Below are 19,389 nucleotides of genomic sequence, written 5' to 3' on the forward strand. Positions count from 1 at the left end.
CGTCCGAAGACGGGGTTTATTTTTTGCGTGGTCGAATGAGGAGGGTGACGATGAAGAGAAGCGCTAATGTGACGAGAAGTGCAAGTGATGCTGTATTCCACCCGATCAAATTCAACCCTACACTGATGGCGACCGTGATATAAAATCCACCGAGCGCTTTTTTGACGTGCTGCGAGCTGAAGCGTTGTAGCTGTTTCGCCCCAAAGGGTGATCCGATCATGGCACCCGCAATCAGAGCAAGACCGTGCAGATAATTCGTTTCAGCACCTGCCACCGTATAACTGATGACACCGGATACGACAATGAGAAGTGCTGCCGTAATACTCGTTCCGACCGCTCGCTTCATCTCCGTGTTCAACAACTTGACTTGAAGAGGGGTCAAGACGAATCCACCGCTCACGCCCATCAACGAGGAGATGAACCCCGCGAACACACCGATGATTCCAAGCCGTGGTACAGAGTCCGTTCCGACGCTTCCTTCCACATGCTGTTTCGAACGAAAGAAAGAAAGAGCAAAATATGTGAGTAATGCGATGTAGACGAGTGAGATGATGAGTGTCGCCCCATCAACTCCTTCTAAATAAAAGACGAGCGGTGTGGCAATCCAGGTCCCGACAATCCCGAACACACCGATCCATAAGGCGTGCGACACGTTCACGTTCCGCAAACGGATATGCGAGATTGTTCCTGCCGTCGTTGAGCCGAGTGTCAACATGAGGCTAAGGGCAATCGCCGCACTCGCTTCATATCCGAAGACAAGGAGAAGTGGTGTCAGTAAGATTCCACCACCAATCCCAAAGAAACCACTCAAGATTCCGATTAGCGTTCCTAAAAGGAGAAACTGTAATACTTGTAAAACGTCCATGTTGTACCCTTCTTTCATTGGTCTCGTCTGCAATCATATCAAAAAGGGGCGTCAAATGCGCCCCTTGCTTACAATGACCGTTCTAAAAACTCGAAAATTTGTTGACGATATTCATTCTGGAATGACTGGTACGACCCGACATGACCGTCGTTTTCAGTCACCCAAAGTTCGACGCGTTCTTGTGCTTTAGCCAATTTTTCACTTTCAGAAACAGGAATCGCATCATCCCCTTTACTGTGGATCAATAAAATTGGGGCATCAATCGACTTGATATCCTGAATAGGCGATACGACATCGGCATCGAGACCGGTGAACCAAGGGGTCACGGTCATGATCACGGGTGTGAACGGAACGTTCGGCAAGTCACTCCATACCGGAAGATTCGTCTCGAGATAATTTCGTAAATCACTAAACGGACTGTCGGCGATGACGGCAGCTACTTCGACATCATCAGCTGTAGAGAGTGCTGTCGCCGCTCCCATCGAGATCCCGTATAAGACAACCGGTCCTTCTGAACGACCTTTCGCATACTTGATTGCCGCTTTTAAATCGGATTGTTCTTTAGCGCCGACCGTGACTCGGTCACCCTCTGAAATCCCTGACCCGCGAAAATCGAACGTTAAAAATTGGTATCCTTGTTCATGAAATTCTGGAATCAACTCTTTCAACGGTAAATCTTCCTGTTCACGGTTCTTTCCATATCCGTGGGCAAAGACGATGGTCGCACGCGGTGTAGGATGAGGGATCCACCATCCGTATAAGTCATATCCTTCCTCCGATTCGATTGTCACATTCTCGTACTTCAAACCAAGTGATTTCGGGGTGTATGTCAATGTTTCCCGCTCCGGTGACGTCAACTGATCCCCAATATGAGCCGAGATTCCTCCGATAGCCAAACCGGCAACGAGTAAAATGATGAGTACCGCAACACTCAATAGTTTCATCCAACGATTCATCCGTAACTTCCCCTCGATTCTATTTACTCTATCTCAACCAGCTACGAAGCGCGATGAGCGCATGTTGGACTGGTTCCCATGTGCTAGACGGAATGAGATAACATGTCGCTTCATGGATAGAAAATGTTCGCACATCCTTTTGTTTGACGATGTTCTCGCCGATTGCGCCAAACGGGTCGCTGTTCACATCGACATGTTCAAATGTGCGCCACTTGCGCTCCCCTCGTTCTACAACGGCACAACCGAATGATTTGGTCGGGCCGTCAATTCCGTACTCGGCATAATGCCAGAGTGTCGTCGCATCGAGCGGAGACCCCAAGTGCAGGATTCGTGCGTTTCGCTCAATCATCCGCTCGATAGGTGAACCTGGACCGAACCCGACATCGATAGTATGACCGGACACAATGGCTTCAGCCCCATCGCCCCACGCGGCAACGGACCACATCGGATGGGAACTACGATATACATTCGGATAATTTCGAAACAGTTCTGGCACACGTCCCATGCCACGTGTCGCTGTTTTATCGGCTTCGTACGGAGGCATCTCCGCGCGAATCGTCTGCCACCACTCCACTGGGACAGGTGGCGCTTCCCATTCAGCTGGGTCAGAATTGTCTCCAGACTGGGTCGCCATCATGATCAACCCAGATGGACCGACCACATCTTGAATCGCTTCGATGACGGTCTGCGCCCCTCCACATACCCAACCGAGTTTTGAGAGCGACGAATGGACAAACAACGCCTCTCCCGAGCGAACCCCGGCTTCTTTTAACTGTTCGATGAGACTCGACTTCGTCACCATCTGTTTCACAACAATCACTCCACAATCAGCTGGATCGACGACCCGCTTCTAGATTTTTTCACTTCAATCCGTGCATCGACACGGTCTTTCAATTCTTGGACATGACTGATGACGCCGACGAGCCGACCGGTCGCTTGTAAAGACATTAATAATTCAATCGCCTGGTCTAGAGATTCGGCATCAAGCGTACCAAATCCTTCATCGATGAGCATCGTCTCAAGACTGATGCCGCCACTCAACTGTTGAACGACCTCCGCAAGTCCTAGAGCGAGTGAGAGCGACGCCTTAAACCCTTCACCGCCAGATAAGTTTTGTACACGACGCGATTGTCCGGTATAGGCATCAAAGACGAGAAGCTCGAGACCCGATTTGGCATTCCCCTTCGCCGTCTCGACTTTCCGCTCAAGCCGAAACTGACCGCTCGTCATCTGATCCAAATGAATGTTGGCCGCATGAAGGATCTGATCAAAGAAGGCGGTTTGAACATATGTCTCAAACGTCATTTTCTGTGGGTTGATTCCCTTCCCGGTATCCGCAATCAATTTGATCGTCTCTAATTTTCGCTCTTCTTGCGCCGTCTGTTCGCGAAGGGTATTCCATTCGGAGATGACGTGTCTATGTCGAGACAAGGCATCTTGGGCTGTGATCAGCTGTTTCGACGCCTGCTCACTCCACTCATTGACTTCCTTCACTTTCATCTCCATCCCATGCAGGTCCGGTCGCTCCTGATTCTCCAGTTTTTCTTCAATCATCTGTTTAAGGTGTCGGAGTCGAACGCCTTCTTCCTCCTCACGTTGCAACTGTTCACGAATCATCGTCCGCTTGTCGATTTGATTGGCGAATGATTCATAGCGTTCACGCGTCAGATGTGATGATTCTAGCTGATTGACCCAGATGGTCTGCTGGGCATCATACTGCTTCGATGCTTCAGACAACTGTTCACGGATCAATGACAGTCGTTCTTCCTCTTTCCAAAGTGCTTTTTTCATCGTCTCAAACTCGTGTTCGTACGCCTCGACTTGTTTCATCAACATCGCGATGCGCTGCTCAAGGTCGGCTCGCTCGCGCTGTAACGCATCGAATGTCGTTTCTTCACTTTGACCGAGTGCGTGGAGATTTTGTTGCGTCGCTTCAAGTTCGGATACGACACGCTCCCGCTCTTCGAACTGTTGACGTCGCTCTTGCTCTAACTGTCTGATTTCCGCTGACAGCTGACGTAGTGTCCGTTCGTTCTCTTGACGTATTCGTTCTTCCCGTTGCAATCGTTCTGCACGTGTTCGCCACTTATTGAGTTCTTCTGTGATATCCCCGTCGAATTGAATGTCTATCGAAGCTTGATCCAGTTCTTGTCGGATTGCTTCAAGTTGTTGATAGAACGAACGATAGTCCGCTCTCGCTTCGATTAAGCGTGTGGACAAATCATCAAGACGTGCCACGGCCGCATCCCGCTCCGTGATGTTCGTAACGGTTTCTTCGTGTTGTGGGATATCATGATGACGAGAACCGCATACCGGGCATGGCTCACCGTCTACAAGCGTTTCACTCAATTGTCTCGCTAGTAGTAACTGTTCCTGATGTTTAAACGTGGAGACCACTTCCTGTTGGGTCACGTACTGTCGTTGAACGTCCTTACCCGTCCGTTCACATTCGTCGAGTTGTTTTGATAACTCACGCGCTTTTGTTTCAAGGGAGGCCAGATGCACCAATCGGTCGACATGACGTTCGGCATCGACTGCTCGTTCGCTAGGTTCAGACTTTACGCTCTCGACCAATTGTTGTTCTTTTTCTTGAAGTTCTTGTAACCGAGATTCTTTTGAAAACGTGGCCAATTGTTTTGCACGATTCATCAGTTGGTCACGAAGGGTCACGAGTGTGGTGCGTTCCTTGATTCTTGGCATCATCTCATCGACAATCCGTAGTCGCTCTTTACGAGAGATCACTTCTTCTTTGTCCTTTTCAATCGTTGCTTGTCGCTCCACTAACTTCGATTGGGTGGATTGCAAGTGCTCTAATTTTGTCGAGGAGGTCTGTTCTTCCATCGTTAGCCGACGAACGAGTTGCTCTAGTTCCTGTAACCGTTCAAAGACTGGACGAATGTTGGCTGCGACCTCTAAATTTGTTAGCAGTTCACGAGTCTCGTTTCGAATCGATTCTCCGTTTAAAAAGATTGCAAGTGCTCGATCGGTCTCTTCTCGCTCCTTGAATAGGGTGATGAGCGCTTTTGCTTTCTCAAGTGCATCTCTTGCCTCTTCCAGTGCTGTCGCATACGTTTGTTTCTGGGCTAAGGCCGTTTCACACGTTGCAATCAGATGTTCTTCACGCTCATCGAGCCAACGTTGAATCTCGTCGATTGACTGGGTCGACACCTCTTCAATCGATTCATCCTCAAGTTCTAATAATTTGAGCCGCGTCCGCTCGACCGCCCATTCCACTTGTTTGCGATAGGCACTATAGCGTTCGCCCCACTTTTCCTGGAACGTACGATATGCCTCTGTTTTGAAGATGGATTGGAGGATTTGTTGTTTCTCATTCGAGTTCGAATCAAGTAATTGTCTAAATTGGTTTTGAGGGAGCAACAAAATTTGACTGAACTGTTCATACGATAGTTGTAAAATCGATTCGATTCGTTCTTGAACCTCGTTCACTTTCGTCGCCAACGGCTTCCATCCGTCTTCCCATTCATAGAGGATGGCCTCATGCGGGATTGGGGTCTTGTTTTTCGGATGAGGTTGTTGCGGCTGTCGTACGATCCGATAGCGCTCTCCTCGAATCGTGAACGAAAAATCTACTTCCGTCTTCAACTCAGGTTGTGCATACTGGCTTCTGAAGTCACTTGCATTTCGAAGCGCCCCACTCGCCCTACCATAAAGGGCGAACGTCATAGCATCAAAGATCGTCGTCTTCCCGGCGCCCGTTCGACCGCTGACGACAAACATCGAGCGGCCAACTAACTGGGTGAAGTCAATCGTTTCACGTTCTGCATATGGTCCGAATGCTTGAATCATCAATTCGACCGGTCTCATCAGACATCACCCTCTTCTATCATTTGCTTCACGGCATCTGGTGCAGTGCAATCATGAACGGCCTCAAAAAATTGAAGATATACCTCTTCTACGGACTGTCTTTCGAGCGTTTCGCGTTCAAACGTGGATGTCTGTTCCTGACGACGTAACAGTTCCAGTTCAAGATGAAGGATATTCGGATAGACAGTCCGGAGTTTCGCCATCGGATCATGGAGCGCCGTATCGTCGGTCAATACAATTTTAAGGTAGTCATCTGTCTGTTGTTGCTGATAAAAAGTTGGGGCAAGGAGTTCGTTCAATGTTCCCGTGAGTTGTCGCATATCTCGCTCTGGTGTCAAGGCACGGCGACGACGTGTCCATTGACCGTTCCATTCCAGAATATCGACGGACTTTTCATGATTGACCTCGGAAAACGAATATTTCATGAGCGACCCGCTATATGCAATTCTTTCTGATTGAATCGCATCACGATTATGTAAATGACCTAATGCCGTATACGAAAAAGGCTCATATAACCCTTTTGCGACCTGTCCAGCCGTGCCAACGGATAACTGACGCTCTGAATCCGTCTCCAGTCCGCCCGCGACAAAACTGTGACCGATTGTAACCGCATCTTTTTCGATTGTACCGTAAGCTTCAATGACTGCCTCCAGTGCATCGTGATGCGTTCGAATCGAGTCGATACCGAGGATATGTCGTACGCGAGCCGGCTCAAGGAATGGAATCGGATAAAATGGGACCCCTGCGACATCAAGGGGACCAGATGTCGGGTCTAGCTTCCCGACGATGTGAAGTCCTACTTGTCTCAATAACTTCGAACTATATTCGAGACGTTCTGCCGAATCATGGTTTCCTGCGATGGCTACGACTGGGATTCCGCGGTTCAAGACGAGCTCTCGCCACATCTCATCGAGTAAATCGACCGCCTCGACGGGAGGGACGGCACGGTCATATAAATCACCTGCGATGATGACCGCATCGGGTCGCTCTTCATCTACGATTTGTAAAAATGAATGGAACAAGATATTCCGTTGATCTTCTGTCATATGTCGACCGTGGACAATCTTTCCTAGATGCCAATCGGCCGTGTGAATCCATTTCATCACGTATCACCTCTCTTTCCTATTCTAGCATGAGTCATTCGTATGATTCGACGTCTTGACACCCGTTTTTGAAACAGCGAAAGTAAGAGGAGAGGAGGACTTCCAACATGAAACCATCAACATGGCAAACTTTTTTTCAATTATTCAAAATCGCGAATCCTCCGAAAGGGCTATTTGTCGGAGCCATTCTCATCTCTCTCCTTCAAGCCGTCGCCTCACTGGCCATTCCGCTCATCTTGCAACGTGTGGTCGACCGGTGGAGCAGCGACTTATTGACACCAGAATGGATCATCTATTTCGTCATCGCATTTTTGATTCAGGTCATCACGAGTGCCGTTTCGATTTATTGGTTACATATTGTGGGGCAACGGGTCGTTGCCAATTTACGCACGACCTTGTGGGACCATCTCGTCAAACTGCCGATCCCTTTCTATGACGGCATCAAGTCGGGGGAACTGGTGTCTCGGTTGAACAATGATACGACGACGCTTCAACAGTTGTTATCCGAACAAAGTGTCAGGTTGTTGACCTCCCTCGTCTCGGTCATCGGCGCCGTCGTCATCTTGTTCACACTCGATTGGCAAATGACACTCGTCATCTTGTTCTCTGTTCCGACCACACTCATCATTGTCATACCGCTCGGACGGAAGCTTCGGATTATCGCAAAAGAGACACAACAAGAACTCGGAAATCTTTCCGGCTTCTTCGCCGAACTGCTCGGTGAAATCCGCCTCGTCAAATCACAAGCGACGGAACAGATGGAAGTGAAAACCGGCAAAGCAAAAATCGAGACACTGTTCGATTACGGGGTGAAGGAAGGACGAATTCAAGCAATCCTTATTCCCCTTCTCAATGTGACCTTGACCGGGATGTTAATTGCCATCCTCGGGTTCGGCGCATATCGCGTCTCGACCGGAGCTTTATCAACGGGCGAACTACTCGCCTTCATGCTCTATCTCTTCCAAATCATCACGCCCCTCATCACGATGAGTGAATTCTTGACGAGACTTCAAAAGGCGCGTGGAGCTACGGAACGGATTGCTGAATTGCTCGAAGTCAGTCCCGAACCATACAGCACACATGAAGAAACGATTCATCAGACAGCACTCTCATTCGAAGACGTTGCTTTCCATTATGGCACTGAACCCGTCATCCAAGGATTGACACTTCACGTGTCACCGGGGGCGACAACCGCCATCGTCGGACGGAGTGGTGCCGGGAAAACGACACTTTTCTCACTTGTCGAACAGTTCTACACACCGACGGCAGGAACGATTCGATATAGAAATCGAGAGATTCAAACATACGGGCGTGACACTTGGCGTCAAATCATCGGATATGTCGCTCAAGATTCCCCCGTCCTCTCAGGATCTGTACGGACAAACATTGTGTACGGACTTCGACATGAAGCGAGCGATGATGAAATCAAAGAGGCCTGTGAAATGGCCAACGCATGGTCGTTCATTGAAACGATGCCAGAACAGCTCGATACGGAGATTGGTGAGCGAGGCATCCGTTTGTCTGGCGGGCAGCGGCAACGGCTTGCTATCGCGCGTGCGTTGTTACGAAATCCACAGATTTTATTGCTCGACGAGGCAACATCAAGTCTAGATTCCGAATCAGAACGTGTGGTCCAAGAAGCGTTAGACCGCCTGATGGTCGGACGAACGACGCTTGTGATTGCCCACCGACTCTCGACTGTCAGACATGCCGACCAGATTGTCGTCTTAGAAGACGGACGAATCAGCGGAATCGGGAAACATGAGCAACTTTTAACGGAGAATGAACTATATCAACGACTCGTTTCACAACAATTATTAGGGGGACAAGCGACATGAAAACAATCGGATTTATCGGGCTCGGGGTCATGGGCCAATCGATGGTACGTAATTTGATGAAACACGGATTTGAAGTACAAGCATACACACGGACGAAAGAGAAGGCAGCTGCATTGTTAGAGGAAGGTGTAACATGGTGTGATTCGGTACGGGACGTTTGCCGAGATGCCGATGCCGTCATCACGATCGTCGGCTATCCGTCCGATGTCGAATCCATCTATTTTGACGAAGGGAACATTCTTGATTCGGCAGAACCAGGTACATTATTGATCGACATGACGACGTCCTCACCGAAACTGGCTGAACGAATTGCCGAGACTGCCATTGAGCGGAGTCTCCTCCCACTTGACGCACCAGTAACAGGTGGCGATGTCGGAGCCAAAAATGGAACGCTGTCGATTTTAGTCGGTGGGGGTGAATTCGCCTTCAATAAAGCGAAGCCTCTATTTGAAGCGATGGGACAATCGATTGAACGAATGGGATACGCAGGGAGCGGTCAATATGCGAAACTTGCCAATCAAATCGCCATTGCCGGCATCATGATGGGGAATGCCGAAATGCTAGCGTTCAGTAAACGAGCTGGAATTGACCCAGAGGCGCTCGTTCGTACGATTCGTGGCGGGGCAGCTGGTAGCTGGACGCTTGAAAACCTGGTTCCACGAATGATTGTCGAAGATTATGCACCTGGCTTCTTCATCAAACACTTTATCAAAGACATGACACTTGCCATCGAGAGTGCACACGAGCTACAAGTGACATTACCAGGTCTCGAGCTCGCACATCGCCTCTATTCGATTTTGGAAGAGAACGGATACGGAGAGAATGGCACACAAGCACTGATCGAGTATTATCTCCATCAAGACGTTTGAAACCGGACGTTTGTGGAATTAGTAGGAATGAAGGAGGCGATTTTCGTGCCATGGAATATGAAAGACTATCCAGAATCACTGAAAAACTTCGATCCACTTGTAAAAAAGAAAGCCATTGATATCGCGAACGCATTACTCGCGCAAGGCTACTCTGAGACGAAAGCGATTCCCATTGCCACCGAGCAAGCGAAAAAATGGCATGCGGATGCGTCGGAAGAGGAAAAACAAGATTTTGAAGACGCCCCAAATCCTAAAAAGTCAGATCAGCATGGAACATAAAACAACCGGTCGGATTATCCGACCGGTTGTTTTGCTTGATAGGAGGCATTTAGCTCCAAATAGAGTCCAGAAATCGCCGTTTGAAGATACGGTGTGACAAAGATATAAGCTAAGCCTCCAGTAAGAAGGACGAGCGCATACCATCCGATAAAACTCGCAAAGAGCTTTAACATCGTCTGTTTGTGACCCTTCATCATCTGTCGGCTCTTTCTCATCGCCTGGAACGCTGATAGGTCAGGATTATCTCGCATAATGAACGGTACAATCCGATACGTCAAATAGAACCAGACACCAGGTACGATCAAGAAGAGCATCAGCACGTTTAGACCTAAATAGAATACGGCATAATAGACCACGGCACGTGAATAGTCTTTCAGTGACCCAAACGATTCAATCAACAATCCGAACGTTGGCTTTTCATCTTTCGCGACCTGAAGAAACACCCAATTTTTCCCGAGCTCGATGGGGGCGAGCAAAACCGTCGCCCCGTAAAGGAGCGCCACCGAGGTCAAAAGGACTTCGGGGTCGTTCGTCGAGAGATCAAGTCGTGTCGTGATCATCGCTTGAATGACCATGACAGTTAAGACAACGAGTAATGAGATGCCCCACTTCCCTGATAGCATGCGTAGCGCATATTGTTTGTAAACGGAAGATTGCATGAATTCACCTACATTTATTGTTTTCTCTCATTATAGCAAAAAAACAGTCTTCCGACTGTTTTCTGCCTTGGCTCATCCAAGAAGTGGTTTGAACTTTCCTTCATCGAGCTTTCCATTCGTTCGTACACCGTTTCCGATGTGTACCATCGCTACGTCAAGATGTTCTTGAAGAATCGGTAACGTTTCCACCGTGATCCCTGCACCAGGCAAAAGTGTCATCTCCGCCCGTTCCTTCAAGGCAATCAAGGTTTCGATTCCTTCTAGTGCGGTGTTGGCACCGCCTGAAGTAAGGAGAATGTCTACTTCCGGATATTCATTCAACACGTCCATCGCTTCAAAGAGATCACGAGATGCATCGAAGGCACGGTGGTACGTGAGCGTCATTTCCCCTTTGTGTTTGATGACTTCACCTAAAATCCGCTCATCAATCGCACCGTCCTGTGTCAATGCACCGAATACGATCCCATCGACACCGAGCTCACGGCATAGACCGATATCCGCAAGCATGGTTTCGACATCATCCTCATTGTAATGGAACGAATGTGTATGGGGGCGAATCATCACATGCACCGGAATCGATACATGTTCGACCACGTTTCGAATCGTTCCAAAACTTGGTGTGATCCCCCCATTTTCCATATCTGCAATCAGTTCGAGTCGTTTCGCACCGAATTGCTCAGCCTGTATAGCTTCCGTCAGTGTAGTGACAATCACTTCTACATTCATTCAATCGCTCCCTTTACGGTGCGAACTTCCAGTCCACACCATGTTCGGCTAAGACGCCTTTGAAATCTTGAGGTTCAGGAAAATCAGAAATAATCGCCGTCACCTTCGAAAAATCACAGACGCGATACCGCTTTTGTTGATTCAGTTGGGTATGGTCTGTCAATAAGAACGTCTCGCGACTTTGTGACATCACCGACTGGGTGATACTGGCGAGGCCAAACGCGTCACACGTTAAACCTAGTGACGCATCAACTCCTTCGACGGACAAGATGGCAAGGTCGAACATGTAAGTCTGAAGTTGCGCCAGGACTTGCTCACCTGTCGTCACGAGATGTTTCGGGTCGATTGTACCACCTAACAGCTGAATTTCGCCACCGAGCACACCTTTTGCTCGCTGTTCAAACAACGCCTTCGCCACCGTCAACGATGGCGTCACGACCGTCACATTGCGACCACGCAACCGGGATGCCACTTGCTCTGCTGCAACCCCATGTCCGATATATAATAATGTATCATCTGGAATCAGCTGAAATGCGGTATAGGCGATTCGACGAATTCCATCCATGTTTGCAATCACGATGGGCTGAAAGGACATGCTCTGATGAAGGACCGCTCCCCCGTATACACGTTTGATTCGATGTTCTTTTTCTAACTCTTCTAAATAACGTCGAATCGATTCCCCCGATACGTTCAAGCGCTCGATCAACTCACTCGTCTTTACTTTGCCTTCTCGTTCGATCCATTCTACAATTTTCTGTTTACGCTCTTCACCGATTAAAGACACGTCCCTGCCTCCTCCACAATAATCTTTCCTTTTCTAGTGTAACGAACGCATGTAAATTTAACGTAAATTGAAAGTAAAGAACGAGCAAATCCAACATGTTTTTGTTTCTTTTTTGTGTAAATCAACGACAATACACAAAAAAGGCACGCCCTAAACGGACGTACCTGCATGCGTCATGATTTCGGCTTGTGTTGAAACAGTGGAACTTTTGGTTCTTTTCCAGCACGAATACGTTGCCAGTTGGTACGATGCTTAATAATAATGAACAATGCGAGTGGCACGATGACGATCAGCGGTAACCAATCTTTCGTCACGATGCTATAAGTCGTTGCTGTCACCAGTCCCACCACGGCGGCAGCCATCGAGGAGAGGGATACCATGCGCGAAGTGAGGAGCGTCACGATAAATGTACCGACGACGACAAAGAAGAACCACGGGAAGGCTGCCAACAAAACTCCACCGCTCGTCGCAACCGATTTTCCACCTTTGAATTTCGCAAAGACTGGATAAGAGTGTCCAATCACTGCCGGGATTCCGGCAAGAAGCAGGCTCATCTCGCTTCCGAATAGTAGAGGCAGCAATGCAGCGACAAGACCTTTCCCCATGTCACCGAGCAAAACGAGGATTCCTGCCTTCTTACCTAATACGCGAAACGTGTTCGTCGTCCCTAAATTGCCGCTCCCATGTTCTCGAACGTCTACGCGATAGCCGAGCTTGCCGATGATGAGGGCAAACGGAATGGCACCAAGTAGATAACTTAAAATAATAATCATGATTTCTGTCACATATGGCATCGCAATTCCCCTTATTTCATAAATTCCGCAATATAGCGATCATATGGCTGATTCAATGCATGTACCTGTTTCGCATGCTCCATACCGATATAACGTAAATGCCATGGTTCGTACATATACCCGGTCTCTTCCTCAAACTCTTTTTGGTAACGGATGATAAAACCATACTCGTGAGCATGATCGGCTAGCCATTTTCCTTCAACCGTTTCACCGAGACTTTGAGTCAGTTGATAGTTGACTGAGGCGCTCGATACGTCAATCGCAAGTCCTGTTTGATGTTCAGAATGACCTGGTGGTGCGGAGTATTTCATGGCTTGCTCTTTGCCATCTCGTTCGACATAAGCATTGAAGAGATTGACTTGATAGGCGTATGAACGAAACGCACTCGTCCCTTTCAAATCAATTCCTGCTGCCTTCGCATCTTTCATTAGACCTTCAATCGCCTGAGCAGCCTCTTTACGTAACATTCGACGTTCACCGACTGTCGAGTCGACAAAATCGATATTCGCCTCTACTAAATCACTTGGCTGATAGTCGGCAGGCAATGCAATTTGCTTGTTTACAAGAATCAATTCATCTAATTCCAAATTGGCCACACCATCCGTTTCAATCGGTTGACTAGGTGCCACAGGTTCTTCCTCTACTGGTTCGGTCGGCTGTTCAGTCTCGTCCGACGTCTCCTCTTCAGAAGGTGACTCGGAGACCGTTTCATCTTCACGATCCGAAGTCGGTTCATTTGGTTCTGTCTTTGGTTCATCTATTGTTGATGACTGTGTCGTTGGTTCTTTCGGTTCAACTTGCTCGTTTGTCGTACAACCGGCTAACATGAACGTCAAGGCGCCGCAAACCATCAAAATCGATGGATAACGCATGCGATCTTCCCCTTTCTAGATAACAAAAAGTACCGTCAAGATATGATACCACACTGACGGTACGAAGACAGAAGATTCTTAGACAGGGTTCATGACGTTCAAATACATTTCATGCCATTTCGGGAACTCTCGATCAAGTCGAATCGGTTTGAAGTCGCCTCGTTTGACGACGACATGCGTTGTAGTAGCTGTGCCAACAAGTTCTCCATGTTGATTCGTCAACTCATAGCCATAAATCGTTCTGATTTTTGAATATTGATCGACCCATACACGAACATGAACCGTATCACCATACGTCACGCTACGCTTATAGTCCATGGATACATTTGTCACGGGAGAGACAAATCCCGCTTCTTCCATATCTTTGTACTCGACACCTAGTTGTCGTAACAATTCCGTGCGCGCAATCTCTAAATAAACTAAATAGTTGGCATGATAGACGATGCCCATCATGTCCGTCTCTTGATACCTTACTGGGATTTGAACCGTGTGCATTGAATCATCCTTCTTTCCTAAGAAAAGTATATTATAACTTACTCTTAATATCTACTACTAATAATTGCTGGAGTGACACATTCTCATCCTCCGTCGACACTAAACGATAAGACTGACGAGCAATCGATTCATCAATAACAGATAGAGCGGTGCGCGCGTTCGCATGTTTGATGTCTTGTAAGCGAGTAGCTAATGCTTTAAGCGCATCTTCCTCCATCACATAGCCGAACTGACTTGCGTAGTTTTTCGCGATGTCTACTAACTGTTCTTGCGTATAGTCAGCAAAATGAATCGTCCGTTTCATTCGGCTACTAAGACCAGGGTTGGATTCAATTAATCGGCGCATCGGACCTTCGTAACCGGCAAGGACGACGACAAGATTCTCGCCATGTTTCGGCATTTCATCAACGAGTGTATCGATTGCCTCCCGGCCATAGTCGTTCGCCCCGCCGTTCAAACTATAGGCCTCGTCAATTAGCAAGACGCCGCCAAGGGCGTCACGGATCGCCGCTTTCGTTTTTTGAGCTGTCTGTCCCACATAGCCACTAACTAAATCTGCACGACTGACGACATTGACATGTCCTCGCTTCAAATATCCTGTCCGTTTCAACATCTGTGCATACAGATAGGCAAATGTCGTTTTTCCGGTACCGCTGTTTCCGGTTAGTGTCACATGGAGCTGGACCGGCGCCGTCTTCAAACCAAGCGCTTTTCGTTTCTTCTGTATCTTGATGAGCGCTTCAATTTCAGCCAGTTGTGCTTTTGCATCTTCCATGCCGACAAGGTCATCTAACGATGTCGGACTCGATTCATCATCTGGCTGATCAAAGTCTTCTTCAGTCAAGAGCGCCATTTCGTCTAACGGAGCATCTGCACCGAAGCGGGAACCCTTCTTAAACATCGCATCAAGTAAAATGTTATGGACAGTCCGAGCATTTCCGAACGTCGAGTCGACCCGTTCTCTGTCGATTCGAGCAAGAAGTGATCGTTTCGCCTCTTCTGTCAGCACGTAATTGTTCTCTTGTGCCACTTTCTCACCGATGGCGACCAATTCTTCGTCACGGTAGTTCGGTAACTCGTAGTGATTCGATTCAGGGAATCGTGAACGTAAACCGGGGTTCGCCAAGAGGAAATGACGCATTTCTTCTGGATAACCAGCTAGAATGACGACGAACTTGCCAGCATATTCGCCACTCGTCATTGCGGCGACAAGCGTATCGATGGCCGCTTGTCCGTAATCACTGCCACTCGCATCTTGACGCTTCAATGCGTATGCCTCATCGATGAATAAGACACCACCTTCCGCCTCTTTCACCTTGTTCATTACCTGTTCTTCCGTTTGTCCAACATAGGCACCGACAAGACTCGAACGATCTGCCTCGACAAGGTCTGGGCGTCCTAATAAGCCGAGTTCAAAGTAAATCTCAGCCATGAGTCTCGCTAATGTCGTCTTGCCGGTTCCTGGATTCCCTGTGAAGACGAGATGAAGGGAAGGTTGATGTTTTGAAGAAAATCCAGCCTTTTCTCGTTCCTTCTGGAAAAGGAGGAAGCGATACCATGCCTTTACACGCGCTTTGATGTCATCGAGCCCAATCATGTCTTCAAGTGACTCAATCGCGCTCGAGCGTGCCTCGGTCGGACGGTCTGGTAGTAGCTCACAAATCGTGTGTAGTCGTTCTTTCACAAGGGCAACGCGCTCCCCGAAACGATGAAACGCTTCACGACTGAAATAGTTCCCCTGCATGGATGCGAGCAAGGAGGCGGTATCATCTTCAAGAGATGCGACCTCTTGCATCGCTTCGATGATCGCTTCAAACAGGTTTTCCAATTGTCCGCGCCATTCAGAATCACGTAAATCAGACTTCGCAGTCTCCACCTCATCATGGAGTTGGTCAAGTTGATCGAGCAACGCTGACGTTTTTGACTCGTACTCTGTTAAGATTTGAACCTTCATCGAGGCGTAATCGGTCTCTCGTAAGGTTGGCCAGTCGACTTGAAGCGCCTGTTTCGAACGACGCAACTGCTCATTCAGTTGAAACAGACGAAGCTCTGGAGGAAGTGCGTTCATCGCCTCCAACTCGTTTACCCAGCGGTTGAGTAACGGGTCCATCGTTTCCTTTTGTTTGAGCCGATGTGTTGCGAGCAGCCGCAAGGAACGAATTAATTCTTCTTGGTGCTGAGTCGCACGAGACCAATGTGCGTAAGATAACAAAGCCGCCTCGTTTACTTTTTCTCCAGCTTCCCAGTTCGTCAAGTCCGTTTGAACTTGTTCCACTTGAATTTGTTTCATCTTGTTCTCCCTTTCAGACGACAAGGGAGCCGACATCATGTCTGCTCCCCATCGGATTATCTTGATTCAAACGATGTCATCCGAATCGAATGGAATAACTTCCCGTTATTCCGCGATTCTGCCGCGAGCAAGATTCGTTCGTGCGCATCGACATAATATGTGACAGTCTCTTTATTTTCTTCTTCACTAAAAATCGATGGATAGTTTTCAATCCACTCTTCCGGAACGGTCTCAGCCGATTCTGATTTCACATACGCTTGCGCGGTACGTCCGACCAAATCGGTTTCGCCTTCACTTGAACCGAGCGTCCCGTCATCGAGCCATTTACGAATCTGTTCGTTCGTTGCACGTGACAAGAATGGATGAGGTGCGACTGCTCCGGAGTTCGTCTCCTGTCGAAGAACTTCTTCCCCGTCCGGATTGAACTCTAAGTAGGTCTCTCCATCCCATTCAGCTTTCGCGCCAACATTTGGACCCGTCACGACTTCAGATACAAAATGTCCATCCTCATCATAAGTGACAAGATACTCTCGTTCTTCGAGCTCTTCGCCTTCTTTTGGAAGTTTGCGTTCTTGATATCCGATCACGACATTCGAGTAGAATGGTTCGACTTGCTCCTCCTCTTCCCCGCTCAAATCCATGAGCACATAGAAGTTATATGCGAGTAATGCCCCGACAATGAGGATGCCGGCCAATATCACCCAGCTCAACCGTTTTTTTATCTGTTGTTTCATAGCCTATCCTCCTCGTTTCTTCACTTACTATCCTACACTAGCGAGAAGGACAAGCAAAATATTTTTGACCGAAAAAGGGCCTCATCTGAGACCCTTTCGAATTAACCTAGTTTATCTTCATCTTTCTTTTGCATCTCTAGCCATTTATCTCGTTCATCCGGTTCGTCGGTAAGATCCTTGAATAAGGCAATCATCATAAAGATGAGCACGAAGATGAATGGGAAGGCTGCGAGAATCGCAACAGCTTGTAGAGCATCTAATCCACCAGCATACAACAATACGGCTGCGATTGATGATTGGATGATTCCCCAAGTCATTTTAATCCCCATCGGCGGGATAAGCTTCCCGTTCGATGTAAGCATACCGAGGACGTATGTCGCAGAGTCGGCCGATGTAATAAAGAATGTCGAAATCAAGAAGATGGCGATTACACTGAGAAGCGTCCCAAAACCACCGAACGTTTCAAACAGTGCGAACAGCCCGACTTCAGTACCGATTTCGTTTACTTGATCAATTAAGCTATATCCTCCGAACAAATCAGCCCAGATGGCCGAACCGCCGAAGACGGAGAACCATAATAATCCGAATGATGTCGGGACAAGTAAGATTCCGATGATAAATTCCCGAATCGTACGCCCTTTCGATACACGTGCGATAAACGTTCCGACGAATGGTGACCAAGAAATCCACCAAGCCCAGTAGAAGATGGTCCAACCGTTCACCCATTCACGTTCAACGGGTTCAAATGCGGCTGTACGGAAACTCATGCTCGGGAGCTGCTGCAAATAAGTTCCGACTGTTTGTGTGAACAAGTCGAAAATGAAAGCTGTCGGTCCCGCAAACATCGTCGCTACAAGTAGGACAATTGCCAAGAATATATTCGTATTACTTAAGATTCGAATTCCTTTGTCAAGACCTGTCGAAGCACTGATCATGTAGAGCACCGTTACGACGGCAATGATGATCAACTGTGTCACGAAAGCGTTCGGTACCCCAGGGATGAGGTAATGAAGGCCACCGGCAATTTGCTGAGCACCAAAACCAAGTGAAGTCGCTACCCCGAATGCAGTCGCAATGACTGCGAGGATATCGACCGTTTGCTTCACGGGTTGTTCGTAGCGGTTATGGACGAGCGAACCGATTGTCTCCCCAATCGTCGCGGGACGACCTTTTCTAAACGTCGAATATGCGATGGCGAGCGCAATCATTGCGTAAATCGCCCATGGATGGAGGCCCCAATGGAAAAATGCATAACGCATCGCAGTCCGTGCATCTCCTTCAGGTGTAGGGGAAGCGAATGGTGGTGAGTGGAAGTGGAGCAACGGTTCAGCCGCTCCCCAGAAGATGAGTCCAATTCCCATCCCGGCACTGAATAACATGGCAAACCATGATAAATAACTAAATTCTGGACGATCTGTATCCTTTCCAAGTCGAATCGAACCATATCTTGAAAAGATTAAAAAGATGGCAACCAGTAAAAACCCGGTGGCGCTCAAGAGATAGAACCAACCCATCCCGTTTGAGAGCCAGCCTTGTAACGTACTCGTCACGTTTAATAGACTGGCATTACCTAATAAACTCTCGGGGAAAAGTCCCCAAATCGTAAATAAGCCAGTTATGATTGCAGATACGACGAATACGGTCGTCACCCGGCTTTTTCGTTCCATAAAATCACTCCTATTTAATTTTCTATTTTCATATACGTTTTCCACCCTAACATACTTTTGAAACAAGTCACAACCCTATGTGTACATAAATGTGTTGTTTACCGTCCAATAGATAGGTGTCTTGTCATCAAGTTGTTTCTTTGGGCTCCAGTGAAACAATCAATGTTTCATCGACCACATAGTAAGGTCTTTTTGGCAACGTTTTTAAATAACCCCCCTCTCGTAAACAGGTCAAATCGAGTTGAAGCGCGTTCTGAAATTTTTGTAACGGTAATTTCTTCTCCTGGTCCATATACAGATCGAGTGCCCGTTGCACTTGATCCATTTCATAAATGACGTCGCGTTCATCTTCCGGTACGATATGAAACGTCTCTTTTGACATGAAGAAACGTTGTTTCGGGATTCCCGAAAGGTGATGTTTCAAGCGTTTGGTGTCGATTTCTTGCGAGTCATCCAGTAGGACGGTGCGATTCACACCTTTTGGCAGTGTCTGTTCATATTCGTGAATCGCATGACGCAATTCTGAAAGGGTGATATCAATTTCTCGATCCTGTTCCACCTCTTTTTGTTGCGTCAATCGTTTCCACCAACTCTTTCCGAGCTTCTCTTTCTTATCCATAAGCGCACCCCTCC

18 protein-coding genes are annotated in these 19,389 nt (G+C 47.9%); 3 read left to right on the plus strand and 15 right to left on the minus strand.

Annotation, left to right across the window (positions count from 1 at the left end; all coding sequences use genetic code 11):
• Positions 1–16: 16 nt before the first annotated feature.
• The 5 genes from EAT1B_RS01855 to EAT1B_RS01875 form a co-directional block, all read right to left on the minus strand.
• Positions 17–865: a sulfite exporter TauE/SafE family protein gene (locus EAT1B_RS01855; RefSeq protein ID WP_012726426.1), complete on the minus strand. Its 849-nt coding sequence runs from the start codon at positions 863–865 to the stop codon at positions 17–19.
• A 68-nt stretch (positions 866–933) separates the two neighbouring features.
• The gene (locus EAT1B_RS01860; RefSeq protein WP_012726427.1) at positions 934–1,821 is read right to left on the minus strand and encodes an alpha/beta hydrolase; all 888 of its coding nucleotides are present in this window, start codon (positions 1,819–1,821) and stop codon (positions 934–936) included.
• A 28-nt stretch (positions 1,822–1,849) separates the two neighbouring features.
• The gene (locus EAT1B_RS01865; protein WP_049759971.1) at positions 1,850–2,623 is read right to left on the minus strand and encodes an aminoglycoside N(3)-acetyltransferase; all 774 of its coding nucleotides are present in this window, start codon (positions 2,621–2,623) and stop codon (positions 1,850–1,852) included.
• A gap of 14 nt (positions 2,624–2,637) precedes the next feature.
• The gene (locus EAT1B_RS01870; RefSeq protein ID WP_012726429.1) at positions 2,638–5,646 is read right to left on the minus strand and encodes an AAA family ATPase; all 3,009 of its coding nucleotides are present in this window, start codon (positions 5,644–5,646) and stop codon (positions 2,638–2,640) included.
• Entirely contained in the window at positions 5,646–6,749 is a 1,104-nt protein-coding gene (locus tag EAT1B_RS01875; protein ID WP_012726430.1) for an exonuclease SbcCD subunit D, read from the minus strand. The genes EAT1B_RS01870 and EAT1B_RS01875 overlap by 1 nt, the downstream gene beginning before the upstream one ends.
• A gap of 107 nt (positions 6,750–6,856) precedes the next feature.
• Between EAT1B_RS01875 and EAT1B_RS01880 the strand changes: the two genes are divergently transcribed.
• Genes EAT1B_RS01880 through EAT1B_RS01890 form a run of 3 tightly spaced genes read left to right on the plus strand, consistent with a single transcriptional unit; the run spans position 6,857 to position 9,735 of the window.
• Complete coding sequence (locus EAT1B_RS01880) at positions 6,857–8,587, plus strand: ABC transporter ATP-binding protein (RefSeq protein ID WP_012726431.1); 1,731 nt, start codon at positions 6,857–6,859, stop codon at positions 8,585–8,587.
• The gene (locus tag EAT1B_RS01885; RefSeq protein ID WP_012726432.1) at positions 8,584–9,456 is read left to right on the plus strand and encodes an NAD(P)-dependent oxidoreductase; all 873 of its coding nucleotides are present in this window, start codon (positions 8,584–8,586) and stop codon (positions 9,454–9,456) included. Before EAT1B_RS01880 ends, EAT1B_RS01885 begins: the two co-directional genes overlap by 4 nt.
• Positions 9,457–9,501: 45 nt before the next feature.
• Entirely contained in the window at positions 9,502–9,735 is a 234-nt protein-coding gene (locus tag EAT1B_RS01890; RefSeq protein ID WP_012726433.1) for a hypothetical protein, read from the plus strand.
• 14 nt (positions 9,736–9,749) lie between these two features.
• Here EAT1B_RS01890 and EAT1B_RS01895 read toward each other — a convergent pair whose 3' ends face one another.
• The 10 genes from EAT1B_RS01895 to EAT1B_RS01940 form a co-directional block, all read right to left on the minus strand.
• Positions 9,750–10,394, minus strand: coding sequence for a DUF975 family protein (locus EAT1B_RS01895; protein WP_012726434.1), 645 nt, complete (start codon positions 10,392–10,394; stop codon positions 9,750–9,752).
• A 72-nt stretch (positions 10,395–10,466) separates the two neighbouring features.
• On the minus strand, positions 10,467–11,120 hold the full coding sequence (locus EAT1B_RS01900) for a copper homeostasis protein CutC (protein WP_012726435.1): 654 nt from the start codon (positions 11,118–11,120) through the stop codon (positions 10,467–10,469).
• A 13-nt stretch (positions 11,121–11,133) separates the two neighbouring features.
• Positions 11,134–11,904 carry a DeoR/GlpR family DNA-binding transcription regulator gene (locus tag EAT1B_RS01905; protein WP_012726436.1) on the minus strand — a complete coding sequence of 257 codons (771 nt, stop codon included), beginning with the start codon at positions 11,902–11,904 and terminating at the stop codon, positions 11,134–11,136.
• A gap of 173 nt (positions 11,905–12,077) precedes the next feature.
• Positions 12,078–12,698 (minus strand): glycerol-3-phosphate 1-O-acyltransferase PlsY, encoded by a 621-nt coding sequence (gene plsY / locus EAT1B_RS01910; protein ID WP_012726437.1) that lies wholly within the window; start codon positions 12,696–12,698, stop codon positions 12,078–12,080.
• An 11-nt stretch (positions 12,699–12,709) separates the two neighbouring features.
• A complete protein-coding gene (locus EAT1B_RS01915) occupies positions 12,710–13,570 on the minus strand; it encodes a M15 family metallopeptidase (protein WP_012726438.1) in 861 nt (286 codons plus the stop codon).
• A gap of 78 nt (positions 13,571–13,648) precedes the next feature.
• Positions 13,649–14,065, minus strand: coding sequence for a thioesterase family protein (locus EAT1B_RS01920; RefSeq protein ID WP_012726439.1), 417 nt, complete (start codon positions 14,063–14,065; stop codon positions 13,649–13,651).
• A 31-nt stretch (positions 14,066–14,096) separates the two neighbouring features.
• Complete coding sequence (locus EAT1B_RS01925) at positions 14,097–16,355, minus strand: AAA family ATPase (RefSeq protein WP_012726440.1); 2,259 nt, start codon at positions 16,353–16,355, stop codon at positions 14,097–14,099.
• 56 nt (positions 16,356–16,411) lie between these two features.
• Positions 16,412–17,089, minus strand: a complete 678-nt coding sequence (locus EAT1B_RS01930; RefSeq protein WP_012726441.1) for a hypothetical protein — start codon at positions 17,087–17,089, stop codon at positions 16,412–16,414.
• 101 nt (positions 17,090–17,190) lie between these two features.
• On the minus strand, positions 17,191–18,756 hold the full coding sequence (locus EAT1B_RS01935; protein WP_012726442.1) for a BCCT family transporter: 1,566 nt from the start codon (positions 18,754–18,756) through the stop codon (positions 17,191–17,193).
• Between the two features lie 127 nt (positions 18,757–18,883).
• The gene (locus EAT1B_RS01940; protein ID WP_012726443.1) at positions 18,884–19,375 is read right to left on the minus strand and encodes a DUF3939 domain-containing protein; all 492 of its coding nucleotides are present in this window, start codon (positions 19,373–19,375) and stop codon (positions 18,884–18,886) included.
• Positions 19,376–19,389: the final 14 nt, after the last annotated feature.

The organism is Exiguobacterium sp. AT1b, assembly GCF_000023045.1.
Lineage (GTDB): Bacteria > Bacillota > Bacilli > Exiguobacteriales > Exiguobacteriaceae > Exiguobacterium.

Bases quoted from the DNA above. Each gene is read 5' to 3' on its own strand.
- EAT1B_RS01855 (WP_012726426.1), bottom strand. From the start codon at position 865: ATGGACGTTTTACAAGTATTACAGTTTCTCCTTTTAGGAACGCTAATC.
- EAT1B_RS01860 (WP_012726427.1), bottom strand. From the start codon at position 1,821: ATGAATCGTTGGATGAAACTATTGAGTGTTGCGGTACTCATCATTTTA.
- EAT1B_RS01865 (WP_049759971.1), bottom strand. From the start codon at position 2,623: ATGGTGACGAAGTCGAGTCTCATCGAACAGTTAAAAGAAGCCGGGGTT.
- EAT1B_RS01870 (WP_012726429.1), bottom strand. From the start codon at position 5,646: ATGAGACCGGTCGAATTGATGATTCAAGCATTCGGACCATATGCAGAA.
- EAT1B_RS01875 (WP_012726430.1), bottom strand. From the start codon at position 6,749: ATGAAATGGATTCACACGGCCGATTGGCATCTAGGAAAGATTGTCCAC.
- EAT1B_RS01880 (WP_012726431.1), top strand. From the start codon at position 6,857: ATGAAACCATCAACATGGCAAACTTTTTTTCAATTATTCAAAATCGCG.
- EAT1B_RS01885 (WP_012726432.1), top strand. From the start codon at position 8,584: ATGAAAACAATCGGATTTATCGGGCTCGGGGTCATGGGCCAATCGATG.
- EAT1B_RS01895 (WP_012726434.1), bottom strand. From the start codon at position 10,394: ATGCAATCTTCCGTTTACAAACAATATGCGCTACGCATGCTATCAGGG.
- EAT1B_RS01900 (WP_012726435.1), bottom strand. From the start codon at position 11,120: ATGAATGTAGAAGTGATTGTCACTACACTGACGGAAGCTATACAGGCT.
- plsY (WP_012726437.1), bottom strand. From the start codon at position 12,698: ATGCCATATGTGACAGAAATCATGATTATTATTTTAAGTTATCTACTT.
- EAT1B_RS01915 (WP_012726438.1), bottom strand. From the start codon at position 13,570: ATGCGTTATCCATCGATTTTGATGGTTTGCGGCGCCTTGACGTTCATG.
- EAT1B_RS01920 (WP_012726439.1), bottom strand. From the start codon at position 14,065: ATGCACACGGTTCAAATCCCAGTAAGGTATCAAGAGACGGACATGATG.
- EAT1B_RS01925 (WP_012726440.1), bottom strand. From the start codon at position 16,355: ATGAAACAAATTCAAGTGGAACAAGTTCAAACGGACTTGACGAACTGG.
- EAT1B_RS01930 (WP_012726441.1), bottom strand. From the start codon at position 17,089: ATGAAACAACAGATAAAAAAACGGTTGAGCTGGGTGATATTGGCCGGC.
- EAT1B_RS01935 (WP_012726442.1), bottom strand. From the start codon at position 18,756: ATGGAACGAAAAAGCCGGGTGACGACCGTATTCGTCGTATCTGCAATC.
- EAT1B_RS01940 (WP_012726443.1), bottom strand. From the start codon at position 19,375: ATGGATAAGAAAGAGAAGCTCGGAAAGAGTTGGTGGAAACGATTGACG.